The sequence below is a fragment of the Brasilonema bromeliae SPC951 genome (assembly GCF_012912135.1).
Lineage (GTDB): Bacteria > Cyanobacteriota > Cyanobacteriia > Cyanobacteriales > Nostocaceae > Brasilonema > Brasilonema bromeliae.
In genome coordinates, this window is sequence record NZ_QMEB01000012.1 from 16,585 (window position 1) to 28,051 (window position 11,467).

10 protein-coding genes are annotated in these 11,467 nt (G+C 41.2%); 5 read left to right on the top strand and 5 right to left on the bottom strand.

The genetic code is table 11. The features are described from left to right. Window positions 1-66: 66 nt before the first annotated feature. On the top strand, window positions 67-1,521 hold the full coding sequence (gatA, locus tag DP116_RS02950; protein ID WP_169153748.1) for an Asp-tRNA(Asn)/Glu-tRNA(Gln) amidotransferase subunit GatA: 1,455 nt from the start codon (window positions 67-69) through the stop codon (window positions 1,519-1,521). A gap of 45 nt (window positions 1,522-1,566) precedes the next feature. Here the strand turns inward: gatA and DP116_RS02955 are convergent, their stop codons facing one another. Next, window positions 1,567-2,448: a RodZ domain-containing protein gene (locus DP116_RS02955; RefSeq protein ID WP_169153749.1), complete on the bottom strand. Its 882-nt coding sequence runs from the start codon at window positions 2,446-2,448 to the stop codon at window positions 1,567-1,569. 172 nt (window positions 2,449-2,620) lie between these two features. On the opposite strand from DP116_RS02955, the gene DP116_RS02960 reads away from it, so the two are divergent. From DP116_RS02960 to DP116_RS02975, 4 genes are all read left to right on the top strand, one after another. Further along, window positions 2,621-3,520 carry an alpha/beta hydrolase gene (locus DP116_RS02960; RefSeq protein ID WP_169153750.1) on the top strand — a complete coding sequence of 300 codons (900 nt, stop codon included), beginning with the start codon at window positions 2,621-2,623 and terminating at the stop codon, window positions 3,518-3,520. A 595-nt stretch (window positions 3,521-4,115) separates the two neighbouring features. Next, the gene (locus tag DP116_RS02965; protein WP_169153751.1) at window positions 4,116-5,213 is read left to right on the top strand and encodes a helix-turn-helix domain-containing protein; all 1,098 of its coding nucleotides are present in this window, start codon (window positions 4,116-4,118) and stop codon (window positions 5,211-5,213) included. Window positions 5,214-5,565: 352 nt separating this feature from the next. Next, window positions 5,566-6,924 carry a protein kinase domain-containing protein gene (locus DP116_RS30090; RefSeq protein WP_169153752.1) on the top strand — a complete coding sequence of 453 codons (1,359 nt, stop codon included), beginning with the start codon at window positions 5,566-5,568 and terminating at the stop codon, window positions 6,922-6,924. Between the two features lie 41 nt (window positions 6,925-6,965). Beyond that, window positions 6,966-8,390 carry an ABC transporter substrate-binding protein gene (locus DP116_RS02975; RefSeq protein ID WP_169153753.1) on the top strand — a complete coding sequence of 475 codons (1,425 nt, stop codon included), beginning with the start codon at window positions 6,966-6,968 and terminating at the stop codon, window positions 8,388-8,390. Between the two features lie 72 nt (window positions 8,391-8,462). Here the strand turns inward: DP116_RS02975 and DP116_RS02980 are convergent, their stop codons facing one another. From DP116_RS02980 to DP116_RS02995, 4 genes are all read right to left on the bottom strand, one after another. Beyond that, window positions 8,463-9,059: a CPBP family glutamic-type intramembrane protease gene (locus DP116_RS02980; RefSeq protein WP_169153754.1), complete on the bottom strand. Its 597-nt coding sequence runs from the start codon at window positions 9,057-9,059 to the stop codon at window positions 8,463-8,465. A gap of 45 nt (window positions 9,060-9,104) precedes the next feature. Then, window positions 9,105-10,172, bottom strand: coding sequence for a DUF3326 domain-containing protein (locus DP116_RS02985; protein WP_169153769.1), 1,068 nt, complete (start codon window positions 10,170-10,172; stop codon window positions 9,105-9,107). 346 nt (window positions 10,173-10,518) lie between these two features. Beyond that, entirely contained in the window at window positions 10,519-10,695 is a 177-nt protein-coding gene (locus DP116_RS02990; RefSeq protein ID WP_169153755.1) for a DUF8621 family protein, read from the bottom strand. A gap of 300 nt (window positions 10,696-10,995) precedes the next feature. Beyond that, the gene (locus DP116_RS02995; protein ID WP_169153756.1) at window positions 10,996-11,310 is read right to left on the bottom strand and encodes a 2Fe-2S iron-sulfur cluster-binding protein; all 315 of its coding nucleotides are present in this window, start codon (window positions 11,308-11,310) and stop codon (window positions 10,996-10,998) included. Window positions 11,311-11,467 lie beyond the last annotated feature (157 nt).

Genomic DNA, 11,467 nt, shown 5'->3' on the forward strand with positions numbered 1-11,467 from the left:
ATCAAGTGGGCAGAAGTCGTCAAAGTGTACTAAAATCAAGGACTTGAGTCGTAATATAAAGTAATCATGGCGTCCATCCGCGAGTTGCACACACAGCTAATTAAGAAAGAACGCTCTGCCGTTGAAATTACTCAAGAAGCTCTAGACCACATTCAAGCATTAGAGCCAAAATTGCACAGTTTTTTATGCGTGACTGCACAACAGGCATTAGAGCAAGCGCAGCAAGTGGATGCTAAAATCGCTGCTGGGGAAGAAATCGGCATACTCACAGGGATTCCGATTGGGATCAAAGATAATCTGTGTACCAAGGGAATTCCCACCACCTGCGCCTCTCGAATTTTAGAAAATTTTGTACCCCCATATGAATCAACTGTCACCCAAAAACTGGCAGATGCTGGTGCGGTGATGGTAGGTAAAACCAATTTGGATGAGTTTGCTATGGGAGGTTCCACAGAAAACTCTGCTTTCAAACTCACAGCTAATCCTTGGGATTTGTCGCGGGTTCCAGGCGGTTCTTCTGGTGGTTCAGCAGCAGCAGTCGCAGCAGGAGAATGTGTTGTCTCTCTGGGTTCTGATACTGGTGGTTCGATTAGACAACCAGCCTCTTTTTGCGGTGTTGTGGGAATGAAGCCAACTTATGGACTCGTTTCTCGCTATGGCTTGGTGGCTTTCGCTTCCTCTTTGGATCAAATTGGACCATTTGCACGCACAGTGGAAGATGCAGCGATATTATTGAAGGCGATCGCCGGTTACGATCCCAAAGACTCCACCAGCCTAAAAGTCGAAATTCCTGACTACACTGCTAACTTAAAACCAGAGTTCCCTAAAGGAAAGCTCAAAATTGGTGTCATCAAAGAAACTTTTGGTGAAGGTTTGGATCCACAAGTCGAAGAAGCTGTCAACAAGGCGATTAAACAATTAAAAGAGTTGGGAGCGGAAATTCAAGAAATTTCTTGTCCTCGGTTTCGCTATGGCTTACCCAGCTATTACATTATTGCTCCATCTGAAGCATCGGCAAACCTAGCTCGCTACGATGGCGTTAAGTATGGCTACCGCGCTCCTGATGCAGATAACTTGATTTCAATGTATGCTCGCACCCGTGCGACTGGTTTCGGCGCAGAAGTTAAACGCCGGATTATGATTGGAACTTACACCCTTTCGGCTGGTTATTACGATGCATATTATCTTAAGGCTCAAAAAATTCGCACCCTGATTAAGCAAGACTTTGAAAAAGCTTTTGAAAAAGTTGATGTTTTAGTTTGTCCGACAGCTCCCACCACTGCATTTAAAGCAGGGGAAAAAACTTCAGATCCATTAAGTATGTACTTAATTGACTTGATGACTATTCCCGTCAATCTTGCTGGTTTACCGGGTATAAGCGTCCCATGCGGTTTTGATAACAATGGGTTACCAATTGGTTTACAGCTGATCAGTAATGTGCTGCGAGAAGACCAACTGTTTCAAGTCGCTTATGCTTATGAGCAATCAACGACTTGGAAAGAGCGATCGCCGCAACTATAGTCATTTATATCTTTTATATTAGTAGTGATGAGTCGTGACTCATTACTATTGACTATTAGCTGTTTCTGGAGTGAATGTCACTTGCTTGATACTACCCACACTTCCTAATGGTGTTGGTTGCTTCTTGTTCGTAGAAATCAATACCGCACCAGCATTACCAGAACGAACCATCACCTCTTTTTTTGCTGTCCAGGTTTTCTTATCTCCCTTCTTTAATTCCCCTTCAAACTCAGTTTTGCCATCTACTTTCACTCGTACCCATGATTTGTCCTGCAATTCAAGAGTAACTTCGACTGGAGTTGTTGTCGCCTCTTGCGGTGATGGAGTTGGGGTTATAGTAGTTAGTGCAGATGATGGAGTTGGGGTTATAGTAGTTAGTGCAGGTGATAAAGCCTTGGTTGTTGATGAAGTGACAGGTGGACGAGTTTTTGGTTGGGAGGATGTTAATGATGAAGCTTGAGTTGCAGATTCCGTGTTTTGTTCAGCCGCAAGCGGTGACAAGTCTTTTTGACTAGAAGATTGAACTGAACGTTGTGGATTGAGAAGATAAAACAATCCAAAGGAAGCGACAGCTAATAACAGGACGTAAGGTACAAAAAGAGGTATATATATGGTTGGTTTTTCATCTACCACTTGATGATCATTATTTGATTCTTCAGGAGTCAAACAAATATTTGCAACAGTTTTTGCTAAAGCAGCACCGTCAAGTCCTATAGCATTTGCATAGTGACGGATAAACCCTTGGACATAAATTGGCTCGGGCAATTCTTCAAATCGCCCTTCTTCCATAGCTTGTAAGATGGCGGGTTGAATACGTGTGTAAGCTGCGAGTTCTTTTAGACCTACCGATCTTTCCTCTCGTACTTGCCGTAGATGTGCAACTATTTCTACCAGTTGCTCCTGTTGATCTTTCTTTAACAGCTTCACTCTCTTCTCCTTGTTCTTTGTTAATGTTTTCTCATTCAATCACAAGCTACTTAATTTTATGTACATTTTTTGACTCATCTGTATTTTAAATCATTTTTGATAATGGATTCATCACTTTCTCTTGATAGAGTTCTTTGGTACCGCTAAAAATATTGTATTTATAAATACTTACATGAAAATAAATAAGCTGCAAGATTCAGTGCAACTAATATTTCCATTCTTAATTTATGTAGGAGTCGTTGTAGCAATTAGCTATTTTGCTGTATGTATATTTCTTTTTCTCAAGCAAACGCGATTTATTTTTTTTCCCTCTGCTGTTATTGACACAACACCAGAGTTTTATAACTTACCTTATGAAGATGTTTGGTTGCCTGTGTCAGCTAAATCAGGTAAGGTAGAACAGATTCATGGTTGGTGGATAGAAGCAAACCAACCAAATGGCAAAGTTTTGCTCTACCTGCATGGTAATAGTGTCAACATTGGTGCAAATGTTACTCGTGCACATTGGTTTCATCAACTAGGGTTTTCAATGTTACTAATTGATTACCGTGGTTATGGTCGTAGTGAAGGTCGCTTTCCCAATGAATCACAGGTTTATCAAGATGCAGCTACAGCTTGGGACTACCTAGTCTACCAGCAACAGATTCCACCCAGCAAAATTTTTATTTACGGACACTCCCTGGGAGGTGCAGTAGCTATTGATTTGGCTCTCAAACAACCAAACGCTGCTGGCTTAGTTGTAGAAAGCTCTTTTACCTCGATCCGGAAAGTTCTTGCTTACAGGAACAATTTTAAAATGTTTCCAGTCGATATAATCCTGAGACAGCATTTTGATTCGATTAGGAAGGTGCCAAACTTAAAAATCCCAGTTTTATTTATTCATGGTACTGATGATGTCATCGTACCTGCTTTGATGAGCCAAGAATTGTATGCTGCTGCTCCTGAACCAAAAAAATTGATTCTCGTTCCTGGTGCAGCACATAATAACGTAGCACAAGTCGCTCCTTCTGTATATTTAGAAGCTGTTCGCTCTTTTATTATTCTTGCTGAGTCCAGAATTCTTAGCTCTTGAGTACAAACTTTAGCAAAAAGAAGAACTCAGAATTTATGAGTGGGGAATTAAGATCCACACTCATAGAAGACCACGCCTATTTTAAAATTTGGTGTTCTTGAGTTTTACCACTCTACCTCGCACACAGTTGTACAGAATTACTTTTTGATTCTTCCTTGTTCAACCAGTGAACAGCTACCTACGCAGTGAACACTTCGACAAGCCCCTTCGGCTACGCTCAGGGCGAGTCAGTGCATCGCAGTGAACAAGGGGTGGACGAGTCCGTTTCCTGCCTGGTAACTGGTAACTGATAACTGGTAACTGATAACTGTTAAAAAACAATTCCTGCAAATTTTAGCATGACCTCTACAATTTTAAAAATGAGGTAAAATATCATGCCAAAATTCAACTGTAAAAATTTATTTGATTATTGGTATAAAACCCATAAATAAACACGACATTATAGAGTTCGCATAATTGTTTTTTTTGATTTTTTTTGATTTTTCTTATATTGAGAAAAAAAACTCAGTAACAATCCGGAAAAATCAGGACACTGTAGAAGAGATTATACAGATAGAACTTCCCTTTGTTTAATTGCCGCAAGAGGCTCCCTACAATGGCTACTACATCATATTTGTTAAAAATTCTCGACAATCCAACTATTGAAATTTCTCAAGATGAATTGCGGACGCTTTTAGGTGAAATAGAAGCTGAACTGCATCAGAGTAAAGTCTATCGCCGTGCTGTAGTCATATTGCAAAAATTACTAGGTTCTTCAACTGAGCAAGCCAATGTTTTGTTTAAAGCAGTAGGTAGAGAAGCGATTGGTTTAGCATTTCGGCAATTTGTGCAGCAGTATCAAAAAGTTAAAGAGAAGCCGCAAGAAGACACCACGATTGAAACATCAACTATTGAAAAGACAAATTCCACCGATGAATCATGTAATGATTCATCACAAAATTTCAGAAGTGTGGTTGACCAAAAAACGATTATCAAGACTGATGAGAAAGCTGATTTACCATCAGAATCTCAAGTAGAAAGTCACAAGGCAAATGATTCCGCAAAAACCAAACAAAACCGTCCCAAAACGAAAACGAAAATTGGGTGGCGAGGTTTTGGTAAAAAACGGAAACAAGCTGAACTAGCCTTGCAAATGGCAGTTGAGCAGCGAGTAGAAACTCGGCGTCAAATCAGTCAACAACTACGGCAGGCTCGTGAATCCCAAGGACTTTCTTTGAGCCAACTTCACGCTTACACTCACGTACCCCTGCATCATATGGAGGCACTGGAAAAGGGTGATTGGGAGTTATTACCAGAGGATGTGTATGTTCGTGGTTTCGTCCGTGTCATGGCTAACGCTCTTGGATTAAATGGCACAGATTTAGCTGCTTCCTTGCCTGCGCCAGAGCCAGTAAAAGCAATTTTACCTGCCAAGTATGAGCATAAAAGTAATTTCGGATTAGGAATAGCACTGCATCCGGTACATTTTTACCTAGGCTATGCAGCCCTTGTCGCTGGATCCGTCGGAGGACTATCAATCATGGCGTCCCAACAAGCAAGTGCAGACAAAATGATCAATAAAGATGCAGCAACTCCACCCTCTTCATCATTCACTAAGTCATCGCAGGAAACAAAACCAATTTCTAAGCCAGGGCTGTCTAATCGTGTTAGTATCACCGTTGGACCTGATATTGCCCCACCCGAAGCTCTTTAAAAGTCATGAGTGATGAGTGAACAATACTGTAGAGACTGTACAGTACAGTCTCTACTATCTGATTCAAACAAGAACTACTACATATAAGATTCCTATCTGAGTTTATATTAAGCGTTAAGAGTTTCCTATTCCCTGTTCCCTGTTCCCTGTTCCCTGTTCCCTATTCCCTTTTTCGGTAAGGGAACCTAGATTCTCTGAAATCAGACTTGTAATTATAAGAGTCATGAGGCGCAAGATTTGAGATTTGTTACATTCGCAGATCAGAAATCCGGAAAGTTCAGAAAACTTGATGTATATTGATTACGATTAATAAAAGACAGTAATAACACTTATCAAAGACAGCAACAATATTATGATTTGCTGCCTAAATCCCGAATGCTCTTATCCCCTAAATTCACAAGGAACAAAGTTCTGTGAGAATTGCGGGGCAGAGTTGATTGAGTTACTCAGGGGTCGTTACCGCATTATCAAACCATTAGGAGGCGGCGGATTTGCTCGCACCTACCTTGCTGAGGATGCAGATAAGCTTGATGAGAAATGTGTTGTCAAGCAACTAGCACCACAAGTTCAAGGAAGCTGGTCACGCCAAAAGGCGATGGAGTTGTTTCAGCAAGAAGCAAAACGTTTACAACATTTAGGGGAACATCGCCAAATTCCTACCCTCTATGCCTATTTTAAGGAACGTAACTACCTTTATTTGGTGCAGCAGTTTATCGAAGGGGACGATCTGTTGCAGGAATTAAAACACAAGGGTGTGTTTGACGAAGCAAAGATTCAAGAATTCTTGCAAGATTTATTACCTGTTCTGATAGCGGTACATCAGCAGCAGGTGATTCACCGAGATATTAAGCCAGAAAACATCCTTCGCCGTGAAAGTGATGGTAAGTTGGTGCTGCTTGATTTTGGAGTGTCGAAGCGAAAGACTGGAACAGTGAACCCGAAACCAGGAACGAGTATTGGTTCTTTTGGTTATGCACCCTATGAGCAAATGTACTCGGGTGAAGCTTATCCTGCGAGTGATCTCTATAGCTTGGGAGCAACGACTTTTCATTTGTTGACTGGTGTTTCACCGTGGGAGATATGGATGAAACAAGGCTATAGCTGGACTTCTACCTGGCGGCAGTATTTAACAGAACCAATCACTGAGGAATTAGGGCTGATTATTGATAAATTATTGCAAGAGGATTATAATCAACGTTATCAGACAGCAGAGGCTGTTTTACAAGATTCGTTTTTTGTGTTGTCCCCACACTCTCCCCTACAGCATACAATACTCTCGCCTGTTCAACCAGAAACACTGACGCAAGAAATTCAACAGCAACCACCACAATATCAAGGGCAGTTCTCTGTAGAGAAATTATTGCCTTGGGCAATTATGACAGGTTCAGGGAGTTCGTTTCTTTTGATCGCCCTTCTCAGTTCTGTCGGAACTATGTGGATTAGTTCTAGTTTATGGCTGTTCGTTTTCGTAGGATTCATCTTTGTCCAGCCTTATTCAGTTTTTGAAAAAACTTATTTATTTATCGTTACCGGAATCACAACATTATTTGTTGTATTTATCTACAAGAATTTTTACATTGTTAATCTTCTCAAAGCAGGAATAGATGGATTCTTAGTTTTAATCTTGCTAGCCATTCTTGCTGGATTACTAACTTTTACTCTCTTAACTGTTTCTCAAATCTTGAACAGCTTTATCTCGAAATACTTCTAATTTTAGAGATAATTTTTGGTTGGCTGAGGTCGTCATCTTATATGAAAAATCAAGAAAATATTCGCCTCCTTATTTCCTTAGGACTGGCTGGATTACTAATAGCAGGTATTTTATGGTTAATGGGTAGAGTCATTCGTCCAGATAAAGAGTATTCTGGGCAATTTCAACCAAATAGTGCTTCAATTTCTCCATCTTATATCAACTCACCTTTAAAAAACCGGATGAGCTTGGGTGAGAAAGTTTTTGTCAGGGAAGAAAGACCCCCTGAGAAAGATGCTGGAAGCAAGGCATTTGAAGCTGGTGACTTTAGCACTGCGGTTAGTAAATTCCAATTATCCTTGCAAGCTAAACGTAATGATCCTGAGACATTAATTTATTTAAATAATGCCAAAATAGGGACATCGAAATCCCTAAAGGTTGCTGTCATTGTACCAATTGGTATTTCTTTAAATGAAGCAGAAGAGACTTTACGCGGAGTGGCTCAAGCTCAAGATGAAGTGAATAGCAGTGGAGGAATTAATGGTCTACCGTTGCAACTTGAGATTATTAGTATTGATAACTTTGATGTGATGAAAGAACTCAGCACGGAATTGGTTAAGGATACCAGTATCGTCGCTGTTGTAGGGTTTAGCCGCGACCCATCAATTTATAATAAAGGTGGTTTGGTAATGGTTTCAACAGTCAATCCAAAAAAGCCATCTCAACCAACAAAATACGTTTTTTATGCGACTCCAAAGTTTGATGTTTTTAGTGATGCGATCGCCAGTTATATCATTCAAAAAACTCGCCTCACCAACATCGCTATTTGTAGTGACTCTACATTTATAGTTAATCAGGAAAAAGTCAGTCAGGAAATTGTAGAACAATATACTGATTCCATCAAAAAATATGGAGGTAAAGTTACCAGTACAGCTTGCGATTTGAGCGCTCCAGATTTTCAACCTAGTGCTTTTCTCAGTCAAGCCATCAGTGATGGAGCAGAAGGTTTGATACTCATTCCTAGACCAGATAAACTGAACTTAGCTATTGATGTGGCACGAGAAAATAAAGGTAGACTACCACTTTTCAGTTTCCAAGGAATGTACACTGAAAGAACTTTAAAGTATGGGCAAGCAGATGTCAAAGGAATGGTGCTTGGAGTCTCTTGGCATAATGATGCTCTTGGAAACAAATCTTTTGCTCAAAAAGCCGTTGGGCTGTGGGGTGGAGAAGTGAGTCCACGAACTGCGACAGCATATGATGCACTTCAAACAATTATCACTGGCTTGAAAGAAGGTAACACCCGCCAGGAGTTGCAAAAAGCTTTATCTAACCCAAAATTTTCAGCGCCAGGAGCAACGGGAAAGATTCAGTTTTCGCAAACAGGCGATCGCAAGGGCGGAGTTTTTCTAGTCAAAGTGGAACCTTGCAATCCAAGTCAGTCTTGCAATTCTAGCACTCGCTACCATTTTAGACTTCTTGAATAAGCGTCGTTTCGCTGAGAGCGCTTTTCATCAGCGAAGCGGCTAAGAGTTAGATTCCCACTTCCCAATTCCTCTTCAATTTTTAACAATTTGAGATTGCCTAATCTTCCATGAGTAGCTAGAAATCAAATTGGTCAGAATATGAGCAACAATTGGTACCAACAAGTTACCACTAAGGAGAGCACTAGAACCTAATAATATTCCCACAATGCTTGCCCAAATAACATAAGGCCATTGTTGGGAACCACTCAGGTGTAAGACACCAAAGCAAATACTTGAGATAATCACAGCCGCATAGCTATATCCAAAGGCTGGTAACATCACACCTCTAAATAACAATTCTTCACTTAATCCAGGTAGCAACCCCAGCCATATCAAGTCTGGCAAAGCCAAAGGCTTTAGCACCATTTCTAAGTAAAAATCAGCGCTTTTACGATAGGGAAGCCATAGGCGATAAGTAATGGTACTTAAGGCGGTGATGCCTAAACCTAACAACACACCCCAAAGCAACTCTGTTTGATCCCAACGCCAACGCATGAGGGCAAAGTTACCAAATTGTAGCCACACTTTGGCGACTATCCATAAAAGAACTGCAGTCACTCCCATCGCCACCAGCACTTGAGTGCGTGTCAAATAGGGGATTTCTGGCTCTTGCTTTTGCTGTTGTGCCACGATAATCTATGAGGGGACAAGAGGACAAGGAGAAAAAATAACTTTTTAACTATTTATTAGAGATTGTAAAGGCGATATATTGCGGCTCAGAGCAGATGGGTTAATGCCTGCTTTGAGGGCGGCTAATACACCTACTGCCTCTAAATATGTGTTGACCTGTATTGATTTTATACCTAAAGGTTGGGGTCGAACCTCTACCTGAGTTTGATTTTCCTCCACAGTAATAATTTGGCATCGCCTGCTCTGACTTAAACTCAGTAAAGCGCTGTTGCCACAAGCAGTTGCTGGTACAATTGCTGCATCAACTTGGTTTGCCCAAATATCACCAAATTCGGACAATTCGTATGACGTCTCAGTTATAAACTGGGGTGCGCGGCTCAAGCCAACAAGCACGCATGGTAAAAAAGTATAACCTAATTCTTCAGCAGCAGAACGGGGAGATAAATTGGGATCTACAGGTGAAGGGAAAAAAGCAGGTGAATGGGCACAAGGAACTTGAAAAGTTCGGACAATCAAATGGCTGATGACAGCTTCTGCGCCAGCAATGGGATCGACTCCTTTACCTAAGCGATAGTTTTGGTCTGCTTGTTCATCCAGAGTATCAGGAAAACGGGCAACAACTGCGATCGCCTCCGCCCCCGCTTTTTTAATTAAAACTTCCGCCGCCCGTAATAAACTATCTGGGTTGCCTATCGTTCCCCAACTTATCCCTGATGCTGATTCACGTAATTCTACGTTTAATGGTGCATCAGTTATAACGTAATCTGTCATGGATAATCCCAGAGTTGCTCTGGCTGCATCTGCTGCCTGTAAGTGTCGTAGCCGTAATTCTGGTTCTATCGCTTGGTCAAGAAGCAAACCTATGCGATTTTGATGAACTGGACGTAAACCCCAGCACCCAGCGGCAAATTTGTCAAGTCCGTAACCTTCAACGTAGAAAGTGTTGGGCAGGTTCCAGTACAGACTGGCACCATTGAGGACATTGGGGTGGGTGATGAGGCGATCGCAAACCTGTGAAGCAGCTTTAGCAACTGGTAATGCATCTCCTGCATAACCTCCTATTGCAGCCCCAATGCCTGTGGGAATAATTAAGATAGCGGTGTATTGACGCACGAATAAAGTCAAAACTGAAAAGAAATTGCTATTTACTTGTGATACAGCAATCTTAGATAAGTCGTGAATAAAAAAACGTAGACGCGGAGCGGCTTCCCGCAGGGTACCGCAAAGGCGCAAAGGACGCAAAGAAAAGAAAGAGAAGAAGAGGAGGATCTTCATATCCTATTTAGGAAGGCTGTAGTTATTTAGTTATTTCTCAGTAGGCAGGTCTCATTTAATCTTAATATCAGATTTTATCTTCAATCCCTCTCCTTAATAAGGAGAGGGAAGCCGGAGGCAGGGTGAGGTTTACCACCTTACTTGAAATAACGAGTGAGGGAGTGTTGCTATTAGTTATTATCCATTAGCCTTCTGTAGTAACAACAGCTTCAACAGTGCATGATTGTTGTTTCACGTCCACGGATGTCACTGCCCAACGCAAAGGTTCTCCCTGTTTTTTCAACTCTACTTCAATTGCTTTTTGGAGTTCTGTGGGAGTTTCCTGTAGATCTATTTCTGCGGTAATAAAATGGGTTGTCATTTTTTCACTCCTTATACGATTTCTTTGTAAGGCAACCAAATTTTCTTGATTTCTTCTTTCTTGATTTCTTCTTTCTTGATTTCTTCTTTCTTGATTTCTTTGTGTCCTACCCTGCGGGAAGCCACTGAGTCCCAAGGGGACACGCCGCGCGTTCGCCCTTGGCGTGCGCTTTGCGCTTACGTGTCTTTGCGCCCTTTGTGGTTTGTTCCTCATAGACTTGGGCGCATTTTCAGACAAAATTGGTATTACTTAATTATATAACACCAATACTGATGTACAGACAAGGTGTCTCAAACATCTCTACTTACCAAATTGCAACTGATAAACAATTTCTTCCTTTTCGGTTTCAATTTTTAAATCAGAACGAGGGTAAGCAACGCAAAGCAATACATAACCTTTTTTTTGCAGTTCTGGGCTTACACCCATACCATCACTTTGATCCACGCTTCCGGATAGAATTTGGGCAGCACAAGTCGTACAAACACCAGCATGACAGGAACTTGGTAAATCCAATTTAGCCGCATCAGCCACTGATAGAATGGTTTCATTTTCGGGAACTTGCAAAGTATGAGTTTTGCCTTGGTGGATAATTTCAACGGTGTATGTTTTGGACATATACAATAGCAGTGCTGTGCAACGGACAAGTTAAATATCTTATCTTAGAAAAAGATGGACAACTCAATAAAGAATCGCCAGCAATAAACTTAACTGGAAAGAGCTTGACTCGCTAGGGCGTTATCCAGTGATAATTATAAGTCCTTGCTAGACGAAA